The following is an 18,962-nucleotide window of genomic DNA, read 5'->3' as shown; positions in this document are numbered from 1 at the left end:
TACAATCAAACGCTCACTTCCAGCTCGTCCACGGCTGTGGACTTGCCCGCTTTCCCCGCCTTGCCGCCGAGCGCATTGATCTTTCTCGCCAGCTCTTGCACGGAGCCTTTCTCGATCAGCGAGAAATGGTCGCCCTTCAAGGGAAAGGTGCGTACCGGCACGGGAACGAATTCGCCCCAGCCGTAGTCATTCGGCACGCCCTTGAAGCCGTCCATGGCTTTGAGCAGCACCACGTCCACCTTCTGGACGAGCGGAACCGGCTGATAGGCGCGGCAGGCGTGTTCGCTCGCCGTGGCCACGTTGAAGGTCGCCACGAATTGCTCGCGCGGCAGTTCGTGGCCGAGCATGACCAGGCTGTCGTACAGGTAGTCGCTGCGCTCGCCTTCGGGAATACGCTTCAGGGTCTGGACGTCGAGTTCCACATGCCCGCCGAGCGACGTGGCGAAGTTCTTGAAGACCGCCACCACCATGTCCTCGATCGCTTGGCCGCCGCGCGCGGTGGGGCACAGGCTGTCGAGCAGGATCAGCGAGGCAACTTTTTCCTTGCGCGCCAGCAGTTGCCGCGCCATCTCGAAAGCGACCACGCCGCCGTTCGAGTAGCCCAGCAAGCGGTACGGACCGCGCGCCTGGACCGACTTGAGGCGCTCGATATTGAGTTCGGCAATCTCTTCCACGCTTGTCATCGGAGCGAGACGGCCATCCAGGCCCACCGGTTCCAGGCAGTAGAACGGCTGGTCGTTGCCCAGCGCGTGGCTCAGTTGTTGCAGCGACAGCGCATTGCCGCCGGCACCCGGCATGGCAAAGATCGGCTCGCGCTCGCCCTTGCCCTGGATGGCGATCAGGATCTCGGACGGTGCGCGGGCCGGCGTTGGGCGGGCTGAGTCCGGGTAGGTGTGCGCCAGGTAGGCCGACAGTTGCGCTATGTCAGGGTGCTTGAAGACCTCGCTCGGCGACAAGTGGCAGGCCAGCATCGCGTCCGTCCTGGCAATCAGCTCGGCGATGCCGACCGAACTCATTCCCAGCTCGATCAGGTTCGACTCCACCGCGATCTGCTCGACCCGCCGGCCGAGCTGGCGCGCCACCTCTTGCCTGAGAAACAGCGCAATGGTTTGGGTGCGGTCCATCGGACCAGGTTCGGCCGCATGATCAGACTGCGCCGCGGCGGCGTGCACAGGCAAGTCGGCCATCGGCGCCGCCACGCTGTCGATCCAGTAGCGCTCGCGGGCGAAGGGATAGCCCGGCAGCGACACCGGACGCATGGATTGACCGCGCCACACCACTTCCCACGGCATCGCCACCCCGTTCACCCACAGCAGCGCGACCGGTTTCCAGTGCCGGGTTTGGATTGCTTGCGTCAGGGGCGCCAGCGCCATGTCGGCTGTGATGAGGCTGGCAACCGGGTGGTTGTCGCCCTGAGCAGCGCTGCCGCGGAAGATGTCCTTTGCTTCCAGTCCCAGCGGCGCGCGCAGGCCCGCCTGCTTGACCAAAGTCAACTTTTCGATCAGTTCGGCGCGCGAGGCGGCGACGATGGCCAGGCGCTCGTCCATGGCTGCGCGCCCCATCTGGGCGGTGTAGACCATGCTGCCAAAGTCGCCGTCGCCGCCGCGCGACAGACAGGCGATGTACTCGTCCACACAGGCGGCAAGCCGGCCGGGGTTCTTTGCGGAGAGTACGAACAGTTGTTTGCCATCGGCATGCGACATCGCGGCCGGACGGTTGGCAACATATTCTTCCAGCAAAATATGCACATTGGTGCCGCTGTCGGCGAAGGAATTGATTCCTGCCCGAACCGGCACGCCGGCTTGGCGGATATCCGCAAATGGGATGGATTTACTGGCGATATACAGTGGATGCGCGGCGTTCGCGATATCGATGAAGGAATTGACGGTCTTGCAGGAAATCGTGGCCGGGAAAATCTTGTGATGCAGCGACAGCGCCAGCTTGATTACATTGGTCACCCCGCTGGCGGCCTCCACGTTGCCGATGTTGCCTTTCACACTGCCCAATGCGCAGTGTTTGTCGCCCTGGCGGCCGCCCTTGAACGCGTTCTTCACGCCTTCGTACTCGAAGGAGTCGGCCCACTTGGTCGCATAACCATCGACTTCGACATAGCGCACGGTCGCGGGATCGATCCCTGCATTCACACTGCAGGCGTCAATAACAGCCGTTATCGATTCGTGCTTCACCTCGGACTGGCTGCGCGCCGCGCCGCGGAAGTTCTGGTGGCAGCCTTTGATGAGGGCGTAGATGCGGTTGCCGTCCCGTTCGGCGTCTTCCAGGCGCTTGAGCACGATCGCCGCAACGCCTTCGCCACGCGTAAACCCCTTGGCGTCATTATCGAAAACGCCACTGGTGCCATCGGGCGAGAGCAAGCCGTACTGCGACGATGCAATGTAATCGCCCTCGAACAGGTTCAGCGATACGCCGCCGGCAACCGCCGCGTCCGACTCGCCGTTGACCAGCGAAAAATACGCCCGGTTGATCGCCACCGCCGAGGAGGCGCAGTTGACGTTGAACGATTCGCTCGGCCCGCGCAGGTCGAAGGCGAACGAGACGCGGTTGGCCAGGTAATACGAGGGGCTGGAGGAGCTGAACAGCGGGCCTTGTTTCGCATCCTGGTTGGCACTCTTGCGCAACAGTTGCTCGTACTCCGAATACTGGTAGCCGACAAAGACCCCGGTTGTCGAGCCGGCCAGGGTGCCCATGTCGATGCCGGCATCCTCCACGGCGCGGTACGCTTCCTGCAGCAGCAGGCGCTGCTGCGGGTCCATCATCGCCGCTTCCTGCGCGGAGATGTTGAAAAACGCCGGGTCGAAGCAATCGACGCCGTCGATCAGGGCGCCCCACTTCGAGACGGTCTTGCCGGGTTGCGGCGTTTCCGAATAATGCTGATCCCACTGCCAGCGCGAGGCGGGAATTTCCTGCGCGCTGTTCTTTTCGTTCAGCAGGTTGTCCCAGAAGGCACGCGCATCGGGTGCGTCCGGCAGGCGGCAACTGATGCCGACGATGGCCACATCCTGCGAGCGGGCCGGGGCGGCGGGCGCGTCCGCCACCCCGATGCCGTAATGGCGCAACAGCTCACCCGTGTGATCGGCAAGCAGCGCATCGGCCATGGCGTCGACCGAGGCCAGGCCCAGGTGCGACAGGTCGACCGCGTACTTGCGGTTGATGAAACCGAGCATGTCCGGGGCGGCATCCGCGCGCGGCAGCAGTCCATCGACCAGGGTGGCAAGGTCCGACAGGGTTTCGACGTCCACGAACAGCGCGGGCGTGAGCGCCAGGCCGAATTCGGCGTCGATGTTCTCGATCAGCTCCATCATGATCAGGGAATTGATGCCCATCGTTTCCAGATGCACATCGATATCGATCTTATCCGCGGGCAATTTCAGCGTCGCCTCGATGATGCTGATCAAACGATTCAGAACGTTAGCGTTGGACACGTGATTACCCCTTGTTTGAAGTTTGAAAGCGGCGCAGATCGGCCAGGACCAGTTCCCGCAGCTTGTCGGTCTGGATGGTCGTGACGGTGCCGGCGGCAGGCGGACGCAGCGCAGCCGGAGCGGCGGCCTGGTCCGGGAAAAGCAGTGTTTTCAGGCGCTCGACATGGCCTTCCATGACCAGCGTTTGCCCGACCGGCAGCGCCAGGCTGCGATGGAAGGCGTGCATGCCGATTTCGGTGCGCATGGGCAGCATTCCCGACATCTTGAGCAGCATGGCGCGGCTGCGTGCGTCGACCTGCATGCCGCCCTCCTCCCACAGCGGCCAGTTGATCGAGACGGTGCGGCCGTGGCGCTGTTTCTCGTCGACGAGCGTGTTGCGCCAGGCCGCGAACTGATCCATGAAGCCGTTCGCGGCCGCGTAATCGGCCTGGCCCACATTGCCCATCACCGCCGTGAGCGACGAGAACAGCACCATGAAGTCGAGTTCGATGCCGGCGGTGGCCTGGTCCAGGTGAACGGTGCCGCCGACCTTGGGCGCCAGCACGTGCGCAAACTGAGAGGCCGTCTTGTTGACAATCAGGCTGTCGCGCGTGGCGCCCGCGCTGTGAATCACACCGTTGAGCGCGCCATACGTGGCCACCACCTCGGCGATGACCGCCGTCACCTGGTCCTGGCGATCCAGGTCCAGCTGCCGGTAGGCCAGCTGCGGGTTGCCTTCCAGCACGCCGCGCTGTTCGTCGCCTGGCGCCGAGCGGCCCGTCAGCACGATTCTGGCGGCCGGGGCGTGTTCAAGGATTTCCCTGGCGAACAGCATCCCCAAGCCGCCGAGGCCGCCGGTAATCAGGTACACGCCGCCATCCCGGAATGCCATCGCCGGCCCACCGCGGTTCACCTGCGCCTGCCAGCGCAGCACGCTCTGGGCGGTGCGCTCGAACTTGAACAGCGACTCATCCGGCTGCGCCCTGCACACCAGCAACTGGCCGGCAACGGTGTCGTGGTCCGCCGCGTCGGTCAGGATGACCTGGCCGATCAGGCTGGGGCTTTCCATGCGCGCGCTCTTCATCATGCCGGCCAGTCCCGCCATCAGCGCGTCCCGGTCCGCATGGCTCGCCAGCACCTGGAACAGCACCTTGCCCTTGGGCTTGGTCTTGAGGATGGCTTGCAGTTGCTCGAAGCAGGCCGAGGCGGTCGCGCCGTAGCGCTGCGCGATGCCCGCTCCCGCCTGCGCCGGCACACGGACCGCATCGACACCCAGCAGGGCAATGTCGAGCTGCGGCATGCCGCACACCAGCACCCGGTGCATCTGCACGCCCGCCCGCACGCCGACGACCGCGCCGGCCGTGCGGGCCCATACCGGGCGGGCCAGCAGGCTGCCCACGTCCGGCGACTGCAGCACGGTCACCGTCGGTGCCGGCTTCGGCGGCGCTTTCTCGACAGCGGCGGCAATCCAGTAACGCTCGCGGGCGAATGGATACGACGGCAGGCTGATACGGCGGCGCTGGCCGTGCGGGTGGAGTTCGCTCCAGGCCACGTCGGCCCCCTTCACCCAAGCGTCCGCCACGGTGTCGAGGTCGCCGCTCGCGGTTTCTGGCTTGCTGCGCTGAACACGGCCGCAATGAATGCCGGCGGCCATGCCGTCGCCGAAGGCACGCAGCCGTTGCGCCAGGTCCGCTACCGAGCTGACAACGACAGCCATCCGGTGATCCATCGCATCGCGCCCGATTTGCAGGGTGTAGGCCAGGTCGCCCAGGTCGACCTCGTGCCTGGACATGTGCGACAGCAAGGACGCGGCGCTGGCCTTCAGGCGCTCTTCGCTCTTGGCCGACAGCACCACCAGCTGCGCACCCGCCTCGCCCACCGCGCGCGCTGGTGGAATGTACTCTTCCAGCACAACGTGGGCATTCGCGCCGCCCCAGCCGAACGAACTCACGCCGGCGCGGCGCGGCAAGGGCGAGCCGTCCGGCCCGACAGGCGCTTCCCAGGCGGTCGTCTTGTCGACAATATAGAATGGGCTGCCGCCCAGATCGATGTATGGGTTGAGCTGGTCGAAGTGCAGCAAGGCAGGAATCTGGCGATGCTTGATCGACAGCAGCACTTTGAGCAGGCTGGCGATGCCGGCCGCAGGCTCAAGGTGGCCGATGTTGGTCTTGACCGAGCTCAGGCCGCACGATGGCGCGCTCGGTGCGGCCTTGTTGTGCTTCTTGTACAGGTCCGCAAAGGACTTCTTCAGCGCCTGGATCTCGATCGGATCGCCCAGGCTGGTACCGGTGCCGTGGCATTCGATGTAGCCAACCGTGGCCGGATCGATCTGCGCCTTCTCGTACGCCTCCACCAGCAGCTCGGCCTGCGCCTTCGGATTGGGGGCCGTCAGCATGGTCACGCGGCCGCCGTGGTTCTCGGCGGTGGACTTGATGACGGCGTAGATCGGATTGCCGTCGGCCTCGGCTCGGGCCAGCGGCTTGATGAAAATCGCTCCAGAACCCTCGCCACGGACATAACCGTTGGCATCCTTGCTGAAGGTCTTGCACTTGCCATCGATACTCAGCATGCCGGCCGAACTGAGCGAAATATGCCCGATCGGCGTCAGCATGACTTGCACGCCGCCCACGATGGCCATGTCGCTGCTGCCGGTGTGGATCGATTCGATGGCGCGGTGCAGCGCAATTAGCGAACTGGAGCACGCTGTATCGAGCGGCGCGCTCGGGCCACGCAGGTTGAACAGGAAAGAGACGCGGTTGGCCAGGATCGAATGCGAGTTGCCGGAGGCGGAATAACCGTCGAGGGGCGACTTGTTCTCGGCCAGCACGTCGATATAGTCCTTGGCCGACGCGCCCACGAACAGCCCGGTCTTGGTCCCGGACAAGTCCGACACCTTGTGACCGGCGTCTTCAATGGCGCTCCACACGGTTTCGATGAAAATGCGTTGCTGCGGGTCCATCATCTCCGCCTCGCGCGGGGTGATGCCGAAGAACAGCGGGTCGAATTTATCGACCTCTTTCATGAAGCCACCCCATCTGGAGTTGGATTTATTGACTTCCTTGAAGGGATTGCCGTCGAAGTCTTCCCATATCCAGCGGTCGCGCGGGATGTCCGTGACCATGTTGCGGCCGTTTTTCAGGTTGGCCCAGAACTCTTCCATGTTGGCCGACTGCGGCATGACGCCGCCGATGCCGACGATGGCAATGGGCTCGTTGGCAAAGCGCAGCGCGCGCGACAGGCCGCTTGGCGCGGCCGGTGCCGCTGCGGGCAGTTCCCAGCCCTTGTTGATTGCGAAAACGCTCGCGCTTTCGGCGCGCGCCTCGACCGGTTGCGGAGCCGTCGTCGTGGCGGGCGCCGCGCTGCCGTGCACCTTGGCGACCGCATCCTTGTAATCGCTGGCCAGAACCTCGGCGATGGCGCGAATTGACGGATATTCGAAGAACATGACCGGATTGATATCAAGCTGATAACGCTCATTGATCACGTTGGCAAAGGTCGCCAGGCCGATCGAGTCGAAGCCCAGGTCAAGCAGGATGGCGTCCAGCGACAGGTCGTCGGCGCCGATCTTGAGCAGGTCCATGACTGTGGCGGACAGTTCGCCGGTGACCAGCGCAGGCAGGTCGCCCTGAACGGGAGGCACGCTGGCCGCAACAGGCACGGGGGCGGCTTTCCTGGTGATGCCCCATGCCAGTTCGATCTTTTCGCGCACACCTTCCAGCACCGCGATGTGCGGCTGGGGCATCGACAGCGCACGCAGGAAGGCGTCCAGGCCGAGTTCGGTCCGCAGCGGGACGATGCCCAGGTTCTTCTTGAAGAATTGTTCGGTCTGGGCATCGAGTTTCATGCCGCCCTCTGCCCACAGCGACCAGTTGATGCTGACCGTGCGGCCGCTCCGCTCGCCGCTGGCACGGAGTTGCTCGCGGCGGGCCGCGAAACTGTCCATATAGTGGTTGGCGAAGGCGTAATCGCATTGGCCGGCGTTGCCGCCCACCGCCGCCAGCGACGAAAACAGCACGAAGAAATCGAGATCGTCGTTGCGGGTCGCCTCGTCCAGATGGAAGGTGCCGTAGACCTTCGGTGCGAACACGGCATCCATCTCCTCGCGGGTCTTTTTCCGCAGCAAGGAATCACGCAGGACGCCGGCGCCGTGGATGATGCCGTTCAGCGCGCCGAAGCGGGCCCTGGTGTCGGCGATGAGCTGCTCGACCTGCCCGGCGTTCGACACGTCGGCCGCCACGTACATGACCTGCGCGCCAAGGCTGCGCAAGGTGTCGAGGCGCGCCTCCTGCTCGTCCGACAGGCTGGAGCGCCCGGTCAGCACCAGCCTTGCCTTGCATTCGGTGGCAAGGAACTGCGCGAAAATGAGCCCGAGGCCACCTACGCCGCCCGTGATCAGGTACACGCCGTTCTGCTTGAGGGCGATGTCAGGCGCGCTCGCCGGCGCAGCCGGGTCGAGTCTTGCGAGCACGCGGGTGGACCTGACGCTGCCTTGGTAACGCACGGTGATGTCGTCCTGGGCGCCCGCATGCAGTTCGGCAAGGATCGCCGCCAGCGTTTGCTCCGCGCTGCCGCTTTGCGTGCCGATATCGAGCACCTTGCAATCCATCTTGGGATTTTCAAGACGCAAGCTGCGGGCGAAGCCGTTGACGGCCTCGTTATGGGCGCTGGCACCGGCATGCAAGTACAGCATCTGCACCCTGCCCTTGGGTTTGTGCTCGATCAGGGCCTGGCAGGCCGACAGGAAGCCGTGAACGCCAAGGTCGAGCGCCTTGCCCAGTTGTTGCGGCGCGCTTGGTTCCGCCGCTTCCGGCCAGGCGTAGCACATCTTGTCGATGCCGAAGCTGGACCGGTTCAGCGCCTCGAACAGGCGCGCGACATCCTGGCGCTCACGCGGATTGACCCCGTAGACGCCATTGCCCAAGTCCTCGAAGCGCTCGCGCGGCAAGACCAGTACGGTCTTGATATTGCGGCCAAGGCAAGCATTGCGCAGGCGATCGCTGGTATCGAACAGCAGCAGCGCCTGAACGTCGCTGGCTGCCGGAGCCAGCGGCGCCGCCTGCCAGGAGTGCGCGTAGTACAACTGGTCGTACGTCTCCTCGGCCTGCGCCGGCGCCGGTTTTTCGTGAACGCTGGTCAAGGACACGCCGACCGATTCGCGGATGCGCGCCAACACCTTGCCGTTCTCGTCGACGATGGTCACGTTCTCGCGCGACACGCCGGTCCCCGCGCCGCGTTCGCTCTTCACCTTGGTCAGGTAGCTGTAACAGGTGCGCGTGAGCGGAAACAGCAGCTCGACCTCGCCGATCGAATACGGCACCTTCATCTCGCCCGCCTCCGCGCCGAACTGGGCCATGACGCCGGCCTGCATCGCCGCGTCGAGCACGCAGGGATGCAGCACGAAGTCGTCGAAATCGGCGCTGCGCACGTCGGGAATGGTCAGCAGGCCCAGCACTTCATCGTCGTTTTTGTAGACTTCCTTCAACACCTGGAAGCTAGGACCGTAGTGCATTCCCATGGCGTCAAACAGCGGATACGCGTCCTTTGCGACGATCGGATCGCCACAGCGGGCCCGAATGGCATCGATGTCAATACAGTCCGGCAACGAAGCGCCTTGATCGTCCGGCGCGTACACCAGCTTGCCTTGAGCATGGAGCCGCTTCTTGCCGGCTGCCTCGCTGAACACCTCGAACAGCACCGCGTCGGCACTGGGTTTTAGCTCGACAAAGGCTTGCGTCGGCAGCGTTCCCTCGACCGCGAGCGGGCTGACCCAGGTGACATTGCGGATCTTGCGCACCTTGCGCCCGGTGGCGATTTCGCCCGCCATGCGCGCCAGGTCCAGGTAAGCGGTGCCCGGCAAGGTCGGCACGCCGGACACCACGTGATCGCGGATGAAGAACTCGCGCGCATGGAACGTCTTTTTGAACAACTGGCGCTGGAAGGTCGATTCATTGCTGTCGATCATCGGATGCAGGCCGGGCACCGCCTGCGTTGCCGACACGGCGGGTGCAGCCTTGCCGGCACCGATCCAGTGGCGTTTGTCGGCGAACGGATAGGTCGGCAGGGACGTCCGCTTGCCGCCGAACTCGGCCAGGCCGCGGCAGTCGGACAGCAAGCCATCGATCCACAGCTGCGCCAGCTTGTGCGGATCGCGGCTCTGCGACAGCAAGGCGACGAACAGCTCTTTTTCGGCGCGGCTGAGCAGCTTGGTCACCCCGTCCGCATTTTTCGCGTGGCCGGCCAGGATGTCGCCGTCTTTCTTCCCATCCACGAACAAGCCCAGCCTGGCGATCAGCTCATCCAGGCTGGAGGCGACCACCGCCAGGCGATGTTCGAAAGACTTGCGGCCATCCTGCAAGGTGAAGGCGATGTCGACAAGGTCAGCCTGGTGATCGTCGCGCTGCAGATGGGTACGCAGCCGCGCCGCCATCTCGCGCAACTGCTCGTCATTGCGCGCCGACAGAGGGAAAATCAGGCTCCCATCGATGGCCGGCGTTTCCCGCTCGGGGGCCGTGTACGCTTCCAGCACGATGTGGGCGTTGGCGCCGCCGGCGCCGAACGAGCTCAATCCCGCACGCAAGGGCTGCTGGATGCCATCGACTTCCTTCCCGGCCCATGCTTCCAGGCGGCGCTGGACGTAGAACGGCGAATTCTCAAAGTCGATAAATTCGTTCAGTTCGGCGGAATGCAGCGATGGCGCCAATTGGCGGTGCTTCATCTGGAGCAGCACCTTGCATACACTGACAACGCCGGCGGCCGCTTCCAGATGGCCGATATTGGTCTTGACCGAGCCTATCGGACAACTCTGCTTGGGCACATCGTGCGATGCGAACGCCTTGGTGAGGCCGGCAATCTCGATCGGGTCGCCCAGCTCCGTCCCGGTGCCGTGCGCCTCGATGTAGGCGATGCTGCGTGCGTCGACGTTCGCCTTCTCCAGCGCAGCGGCGATCAGCTCGCCCTGGGCCTTGGGATTGGGCACGGTGTAGCCGCTGGTTCTTCCGCCGTGATTGACGACGGCGCTCTTGATCACCCCGTAAATATTGTCGCGGTCGGCAATGGCCCGGTCGAGCGGCTTGATGAGGATGGCGCCGACGCCCTCGCCTGCCACATAGCCGTTGGCGCCGGCGCCGAAGCTGCGGCACACGCCGTCCGGCGACAGTGCGCCGCCGGCGTTGTTGATGTCGAACTTGTGCTGGTGCAGATCCAGGTTGACGCCGCCGACGATGGCGCTGGTGCAGTCGCCGTTGCGGATCGCTTCGCATGCCAGGTAGATCGCCGTCATGCTCGATGAACAGGCGGTGTCGACCGTCAGGCTCGGACCGGTCAGGTTCATCCAGTACGAAACGCGGTTGGCGATACTCCAGAGGAAGGAGTTCGGGTTCAGGTGGTTGCCGGCAATCTTTTCCTCGACGCCGGCCATCTGGTACATGGCCCACACGGCGCCGACGAACACGCCGACGTTCCGCGCGCCATCTTCCTGGGACATGGTTTCCGGGTAGTAGCCGGCGTCTTCCAGGGTTTCCCACGCCACTTCGAGGAACAGGCGTTCCTGCGGATCGAGAAATTCAGCCTCGCGTGGCGAAATATTAAAGAACAGCGAATCGAATTTGTCGACATTGTCGACAAAGCCGCCGCGGTAGTCCCGGGAAAAGGGATTGCGCAGGCGGCGCGCGCGGCGTTCGGGCGGCAGGTCGCCGACGCAATCGACGCCGTCTCTCAGGTTATCCCAGAATTGCGAAAGGCTGGTCGATTTGGGGTAGCGGCCGGCCATGCCGACGATGGCAAGGTCGCCTACCTGGCTCTCGGTCGGCGCCGCCTTGGGCGCGCGCGCTTTGGGTGCCGTGGGCAGCAGCGACAGCGCGGGCAGCACGGGGCCGGAAGCGGCGGGTGCTTCCTCCTCGACAGGGTCGACAGCGCCGTGGTAACGCACCAGCTCGTACTGGTCATGCACGCCGCCGAAGGACTCGGTACTGGCTGCCGGCAACGCCAGCTCGGGAATATTCCTGTTGTCGCGGAACAGCTGGACCAGGCGGGCGGCGATATCGTCGGCCTGCTCTTTCTTGAGCCCAACCGGGATCGCCAGGCGCACCTGTCCGCTGATCGGACTGTGGCTCTGCATGCCCACGCTGTGCGCCCCGCCGCGGATGCCCGTGTTGACGAACAGCCAGGCCAGGAACGACGGCACCGGATGCGCGAAACCAGCGAACTGCGGCAGCCGCTTGACATCGATCACCACGCAATGGGCGCCGGCCGGGCGAACTAACGGCACCTGCTCGTTGTCCAACGCTTGCCAGATCGTTTCGACCGCGCGCATCCTGCGCACGACCGAGGTTTCGATCTGCCTGCGGTTTTGCAGCGACAAGGCAACCAGCTTCTTCTCGATCACGTTCAGGCCGCCGCCTTCGCGCCGCATCAGGTCCTGGAGCGTGCGCAACAGGGTTTCATCGTTGGTGGCGATCAGGCCGCCCTTGTTGACGCTGAAGTCCTTGGCCAGGCTGCCGATGACGGCATCCGCGTACGACAGGAGCTCGGCGGCGACATCGAACAGTGCCCTGCCGGCACAAGCGGGGTTGCGTTCGATGAGAAATTGCGCGTTTTCCAGCACGCGGGTGCCGTCGATCACGAGGGCAATCGCATGCGGCGTGAGCAAGTCCTTGACTTGCTGGAGGTGCTCGATCGAAACAGGATGTCCGCCGGCCGAGTTGTCGCTCACTTCAATGCAGACGTAAGCGATCTGGTCGGCATTGCTGGCGACGTACGCTTGCAAGGCATCGAAGTCCAGCTCGGACTTGCGCGGGTCGTCGGAATGGGCGACGAAGACCGATGGATGCGCCAGCTCATGCGGCGTGTAGCCTTTGTCGATCTGGTGGTAGATGCAGGTTGGGAACAGCAGGTTCTGGACGACGACGCCCTTCTTCGGCCAGGCTTTGCAGAACAGGTGATCCGCACTGCGGCCGGAATCGGTCAGCACGAAGTACTTGAAAGGAAAGACGGAACGCAAGCTGTCATCGACATTGGCCGGCTGCTGCAGTTGCGTGTGCAGGTGCGCCATCTGCTTGTCGATGAAGGCGGCGCGTCCGAGTTGCGCCCAGGAGTCGGTTTTCAGGTCGTATTCGACCTGATCGGCGGACATATTGAGCGGGTTGTAGCCACAGGCGGCAAAGTCGGCCGACGCCACCGCTACCGGTGTCGTCGCGCTCGCTGCTGCGGCTGGCGGCTTGACGGTCGCGGAAACGGGGGCTGCCGTGGTGCCGGACGGCGCCGCGGCCTTGCCGGCGTGCGCGGTATCGGCGTTCTGGTTCTCCGCTTCCGAGGTCTGGGCCTTGGCCGGGTCGGCGATCATCATGATGAGGTCGATCACGTTGTCGCCGCTGCCGCTGCCGACCGGACGGCACAGGTAGATAGTGCGGTTCTCCGGGCGGAATTTGTTTTTGAATTGCAGGTTGCCGTCGTCGCTGAAAATGTTTTGCTTGTGCAAGTCGTCGAGGATGGCGTCCACCGCCGGGTCCGCGTGCGGCGAGGTCTCCAGCCGGCAGCCGTAGGTGCCGCCCAGGCTGAACATGCTGCAGCCTTCGGCCTTGAGCGTGTCGATGATCCGGGCGATCGCGTACTCCAGGCCGCCGAGCGGCATGTCGTCGCCATAGAATTCGAGGTCCATCAGGTAGCCGTTGAGCGAGGCGCACATCGCCGAAATGAGGATCACGTTTTGCAGCTTGTCGTCGAGCCAGGTCAGGAAGATGCGGTGTTGCGCATGCAAGGTGCCGGCCAGGATTTCTTCGCGCACGATATGGATCAGCGGATTGACCATGGTTTTGGCGGCGCACCAGCGGTCGATGACGGCGGCGATGTCGCGGTCGACAGCGGGATCGCTGCCGCATGCGTACTCCACGGTGCGGCAGGTGCCGGCTTTTTCGAATTTGGCGACCTGGTAGCGCAGGCGCCGCATGGCCCCGCCTTCCAGGGTGAAGCTGCCGATGTCGAGCACGCGCTGCAAGGCGCCGAACGGGGTCGAGGAAAACGCCATGCCGTCGATCTCCGGGATGGGCGCATCGCCGAAGATATTGAGCTGAAAATTCTTCTCGGCGCAGTAGCGCTGCATCTCGGCGGCGATCTCGGCGAAGTACGTTTCCGGGCCGGTGTAGGCGTACACAAGAATGATGTTTTTGCTGCGGCTATAGTTGAAGTAACCCTTGCGCGCGCTGCCGATGAACAGATTCGGGGCGATATTGCGCGTGCCGCGCGATACGCAGCCTTCGTTCTTGTAGCGCTCGAACAAGCCCGCGACCAGGGCCGCCAGCGCCGGATGCCCTGGCAGATCGGTTTCGAGGACGCGCACCGGCACCGCCGATGGCGCGGACGGCAAGCTTGCGGGCGCCGCCGGGCGTGCCCACGCCTGCACCGGAACCGGGGCCTGCAACACTTTTGCAGGCCGTGGAGGGGGCATGGCGGGACGCGCAGCGGGAGCGCTTCCATTGCGAGCTTTTTCAGCCCCGGCCAACGCCTTGGCAGGCGATCCAACCCGGTCTTGCTTACCGGCGGCGAACTTGTCCTGCAGGGTATCGCCGTGCTCATCGACGAAGTAACGCGCCAGCGAATCGACGTTGAAATTTTCGAATAGCAGCGTTTTCGGCAGCGTCCCGAAATCCGCTTCGAGCGCCTTGATGATCTTCAAAATTCTGAAGGAATCAATTCCGAGTTCGCCGAACGGCGCGGCGGTATCGAAATTGGTCCCCAGCGACGCCGACGTATCGGCGATCAGGGATTTGAGGTAGGACTCGGTATATTCGAGCAGCATTTCTTGGCTAAGCATTTCATCTCCGGCGGTAAGGCGGACATACGAAAACTCGAAAGAAAATCGTTGGAAGTACAGGGTGGCGCCGGAAAGATTTGCTCAGCGGATGCTGCTGGCATTACATTCCCGCTGCGGCGCGGTTTTCTGCATCCCAACGGTAAGATAGTTGGACCTGACGATCTACTGCGCTTGCGCGACTTTATGAATCGATCGCCGGAACGGTTCATCCACGCGATTGAATTGTCCTCGTCGATGTCAACTACGGTGGATGAGACCGCTACAACGAGGGCGCCAAAGTTTCATCCGGGCAGGCTCCGCCCTTTCAAGTGCATGGATGCACTGGGCGCGGAACAAGCTTATATATATAGAATGACCACTTCATTACCTGGGAGATTTTTCATCCCCTCACCTGCAGCTGAGGTGAATCCCGGTGCGACTGGGTAAAGCGATGACGTTTAAAGCACTTCGATGGCATCCCGGTCGATATCGACGCGCACGCTGCTGTTGAGCATCTCGATGTTGACGACCAATAAGTCCTGCGATTTCAACGACACCAATTCGCCCTCCATCCCCGCCAGGGGACCGGCAACAATCCGGATACGTTTGCCAGCAGTCATTTCCGGATCGACCATCAGCGAGATGCCGCTGTCGACCAGGATCTTGACCGATTCCAGATCCTTCTCGGGCAGGCAAGCCGGTTTGTTGTCGGCTAGCACTAATCCGCACGAGCCCCGGATGTAGCGCATGCTTTCAAACTGCGCCGCCGTCGGCCGCACGAACACGTAGCCTGGAAACAGCGGCAACTCCACCACCCTGCTGCGGCCTTTCCAGGACCGGACCAGCTTGCATTTTGGTAGATATGAAGTGATGAGCTTCTGCTGGAGGAAGCTCTCGACGACGCTTTCGTGACGACTTCTCGTACGAAGCACCAACCATGGATCGACCCGGACTTCGCTCATTCGGTTTTCTCATATAGACATGCGAAAACTCATCAGATCATGGTTCAAAGATTTTTGTCAATTAAAAATGTTGCACTATCCTTAATGCATAATCTCGCCAAAACTCACAATTTAGGGGAAATTCACGAAACTCACACCGGTTTGAAGGATTGTAAGGCCCGCGTAAGGTCGATATCGCGAGAATTTGAACAGATTGTGAATTTCCACTTTTATTCTTTTGGTGAAGCGGAGCATTGTAACTATCCATGCAGACACAAAAACGCCGTAGTGGCGCGTTTGACAATCGTTTTCATTTATGCAAGCATTAAACTCATGCGCATTGCATACCCTGAATGAATAACATAAGGAAATGAAAACCTTGAAACTAGTACAACCTTTCCCGGCGTGACATACTGTAAAAAAAGTCGAAAAAAATGACTCTCGGGCATGGCGGAAGCGATATTTTTGAGTGGCCCGACATCCGACCGGGCGCAACCGGTCAACGCCGGCGCCGTCGAACGGCAAACGTTAACGCCTGGTTCAGCGGCGGTTTTCAGGGTGGCGCTGGCGGCGCTGACGGCCGTGCTACCTCTGGCCGCTGGTTTCGACTCATCTCACATGGCACACCGTACGAAGAGCCGAGAGAAGAAGCAGGTCGACGAACTGGCCGTGACTGCTTCCGAGGTGGTCGCCGTCTCGCAGGCGCATACCCCCATGCACCAGAACAGCGATTACTCGCGCAAGATCGTCGCCATCATCGGCGTGATCGACGGCCGTGGCTTTCAGATCAACCCGTCCACGAAAGGCGGGCCCTGGTGCCGCCGCCGGAAGCGCTGTCGATCTCGATGTCGATGCCGACGCGCTCGCCGAGCCGTCGCGCAATCGACAGTCCCAGGCCGAAACCATCGCTGGCGTCGCCCTTGGCGCCCGAGCTGAACAGGCGCTCGCGCAGAGCGGGGGCGATCCCCGGCCCGCTATCGGCAACGACCAGGCTGCCGCCTTCCACGTAAATCCGTATTTCGCCCTGCTGCGTATGGCCGAACGCGTTGCTGACCAGGTTGGAGAGCAGGATCGCCAGCGCCGCGCGATGGCTCTGGACGATGGTGCCTTCCGCCACCTCAACGCTGACCTCGACAGCTTTCCCGTCCAGCAGATGCGCAAACTGCACGACCGCTTCTTCGACCAGCGGCAGCAAGGCCACCGGCTCGGCCACGGACGCATCGAGCTCCTCGCGCGCCAGCGACAGCAAGGTCACGACCGTCTGTGCCATCTGCGCCGCGGCGCTGCGCACGCGCTGCAACTGGTCGGCCGCCTGCGCCGACAGCGGTTGTTGCGCCAGCAACTGCGCCGCCCCTTCGATCACGGCCAGCGGCGTGCGCAGCTCATGGCTCGCATCGCGCGTGAAATGCTGTTCGCGTTCGATGAACGCGGCGATACGCGCCATCGCATCGTCTAGCATGCGCGCGAGCGCGCCGATCTCGTTATCCGGAAAATCCTGTGCGAAGTGCCGCGGCAACTGGCCCGGCTCCGCCCCCGACACCAGAAGCGCAAGCCGCGTCAGCGGCGCCGTGGCGCGCCACGCCAGCCAGTAGCCGATCCCCAGCGTCATGGCCAGGATCGCCAGGGTCGACACGGCGAGAAAGCCGAGAATGAACGGCATGCGCGGCCGCACCACCAGGTCGCGGCTCACTTCCGCCACCAGGTAAGCCGGTTCGCTGCCCAGCTCCAGCTTGCGTACGTGATAGTGGCGCCCCTGCTCGCCGAAGAACTCGCCGTTGCGCGCTCCGCCCCCCAACTGAAGCGCAAGGTCCGCCGGAAACGTGGCCAGCGCGCGATGCAGACTGACGTTATCGTGCAGCGGCGCGGCCAGGCTGCCCGACGCACTCCAGCTGCGCTGCTGATGCGCGGCCTCCTGCCGCAGCATGTTGTCGAAAAAACTGTCCTCGACCGAATAGACGAACAGCACGCTGAACAGGCTGAAACACAAGGCCGTCGCCAGCGCGAACAGCGCGAACGCCGCCATCATCCTGCCGCGCAGGGAAGCGCCGACCTTCACGCGCCCGCATCGAGCTTGAACCCGACCCCGTGCACGGTCAGCAGCATGGCGCGGCCGAAGGGTTTGTCGAGACTTCGCCGCAACTGATAGAGATGCGTGCGCAGGGCATCGGAATCGGGCGGCGTGTCGTACCACAGCTTCCGGGTCAGCTCCGAGCGGGTGATCACGCGCGGATGCGCCTGCGCCAACGCCAGCAAAATCTGATACCCGACCGGATTGACCTTGACCGCCTGCCCGTCTCGCGTCACCGCCTGCGCCTGGCGGTCGATGCGCAAGCTGCCAATGGCCAGCGTATGCTCCTGATTGAGCGTATGCCGGCGCGCCAGCACGTTGCAGCGCGCGAGCAGTTCTTCCAGTGCGAACGGCTTGACGAGATAATCGTCGGCACCGCTGTCGAAGCCACTGAGCTTGTCGTGCAAGGCATCGCGCGCGGTCAGCATCAGCACCGGCATGCGGCGCGTCATCTGATTGCGCAGACGCCTGCATACTTCCAAGCCGTCGATGCCGGGCAAGCCGAGGTCGAGGATCATCAGATCGTAGTGGCTTTCCAGCGCCAGCTTCAGCCCCAATTCGCCGTTGCCCGCGAAATCGGCCGTGTGGCCGTGCAGCTCCAGCCCATCGGCGAGATTTTTCGCGAGCATCGCATGGTCTTCGACGACGAGAATATGCAGGGGCATCGGAGTCCTTATCCGTTTGCGAGGCGCTGGAGGTTGACGGCGTCGATCGCGCGCCACTGCATGGCGGCCACCACCGAATGCATCAGTACCAACATTTTATCAAACCGTGGCAGCACGGCTTGCTCGGCGCGGGCCGCGCCCAGGCCGTCGCGATAGTAGGTCGCCAGCAGCCGCAGACTGACCTCTTCGGCGGTGCGTTCGCGCGCCACGGGCCGGTGTCCCAGCGCGGCGATCATCGCTTCCGCCACCGACCAGGTGGACCAGGCGTTCTGCCCCGTGACCAGGCGGCCATCGACGACGGTGTTGTCGATGTACTTGGGACCGGAGACAAAGTGCGCGCCCTCCGCGACCGCCCTTTCCTCCAGCAGGAAGCGAAAGCGCGTGCGCGCGTCCTTCATCAGAAACAGTTCCTCCTCGTTGGTGAAGGCGGTCATGCGGCGACCATCCACCAGCGCCTTGCCGCTGGCCAGCTTCACGCCCAGCAAGGCCGCCGGCCCGTGACAGACCGCGCCAACGACGCCGCGTCCGGCGATATCGTTGACAATGCGGGAAACGTCCGGATTGTCGGGCAAGTCGTACATGGCGCCCTTTCCTCCAACGAAATACACGGCCGCGTACTGGCGCGCATCGACATCGGCCAGCGCGATCGAATTGACGACTTTGTCCTGCGCGGCGGCGTCGTTGAGGAAGGCGTAGTCGGCTTCGCCCATGTCATCCAGATCGATCCGTTCCGGCGGCTTGCCGCCTTTGGGCGAGGCGATATCCACCTCGTAGCCATTGGCCTGGAACACATAGTAGGCCCGGGCGAGTTCGGTCAGCTCGTAGCCGGCCCGCTTCATGGCAGGCCCGCCGCGCTCGGTGCTGCTGACCACGGCCAGGATGCGCCCGCGTTTCTGCGCCACCGTGTTTTTCAGATAGGCCAGATCGGCCACGGCGAACTGCGGATTCGCCTTGGGCAGCTTGTCCAGGTCCAGGCTGCGATAGTAAAGATAGGCGCCAGCGGCCAGGAGAACCAGGGTCGCGGCCAGCCAGGCCCCTGCGCGCAGTAATTTCTTGATCATTGCCACCTCCGTTGTTGTCGTA

General features: G+C 63.4%; 6 protein-coding genes. All 6 read right to left on the bottom strand.

Annotated features, from left to right (window positions below):
- Nucleotides 1-5: 5 nt before the first annotated feature.
- Nucleotides 6-3,440 (bottom strand): beta-ketoacyl synthase N-terminal-like domain-containing protein, encoded by a 3,435-nt coding sequence (locus RBA41_RS03575; RefSeq protein ID WP_306621104.1) that lies wholly within the window; start codon nucleotides 3,438-3,440, stop codon nucleotides 6-8.
- Between the two features lie 4 nt (nucleotides 3,441-3,444).
- On the bottom strand, nucleotides 3,445-14,226 hold the full coding sequence (locus RBA41_RS03570; protein WP_306621102.1) for an SDR family NAD(P)-dependent oxidoreductase: 10,782 nt from the start codon (nucleotides 14,224-14,226) through the stop codon (nucleotides 3,445-3,447).
- Between the two features lie 437 nt (nucleotides 14,227-14,663).
- A complete protein-coding gene (locus RBA41_RS03565) occupies nucleotides 14,664-15,167 on the bottom strand; it encodes a UpxY family transcription antiterminator (RefSeq protein ID WP_306621101.1) in 504 nt (167 codons plus the stop codon).
- A 766-nt stretch (nucleotides 15,168-15,933) separates the two neighbouring features.
- Nucleotides 15,934-17,202 (bottom strand): sensor histidine kinase, encoded by a 1,269-nt coding sequence (locus RBA41_RS03560; RefSeq protein ID WP_306621099.1) that lies wholly within the window; start codon nucleotides 17,200-17,202, stop codon nucleotides 15,934-15,936.
- Nucleotides 17,199-17,879 carry a response regulator transcription factor gene (locus RBA41_RS03555; RefSeq protein WP_306621098.1) on the bottom strand — a complete coding sequence of 227 codons (681 nt, stop codon included), beginning with the start codon at nucleotides 17,877-17,879 and terminating at the stop codon, nucleotides 17,199-17,201. The genes RBA41_RS03560 and RBA41_RS03555 overlap by 4 nt, the downstream gene beginning before the upstream one ends.
- 8 nt (nucleotides 17,880-17,887) lie before the next feature.
- A complete protein-coding gene (locus tag RBA41_RS03550) occupies nucleotides 17,888-18,940 on the bottom strand; it encodes a type 1 glutamine amidotransferase domain-containing protein (RefSeq protein WP_306621096.1) in 1,053 nt (350 codons plus the stop codon).
- Nucleotides 18,941-18,962: the final 22 nt, after the last annotated feature.

Source organism: Massilia scottii (assembly GCF_030846495.1).
Lineage (GTDB): Bacteria > Pseudomonadota > Gammaproteobacteria > Burkholderiales > Burkholderiaceae_D > Telluria_A > Telluria_A violaceinigra.
Note: the sequence above shows the minus strand (reverse complement) of the source record. Positions and strands in the feature narration are given on the sequence as shown.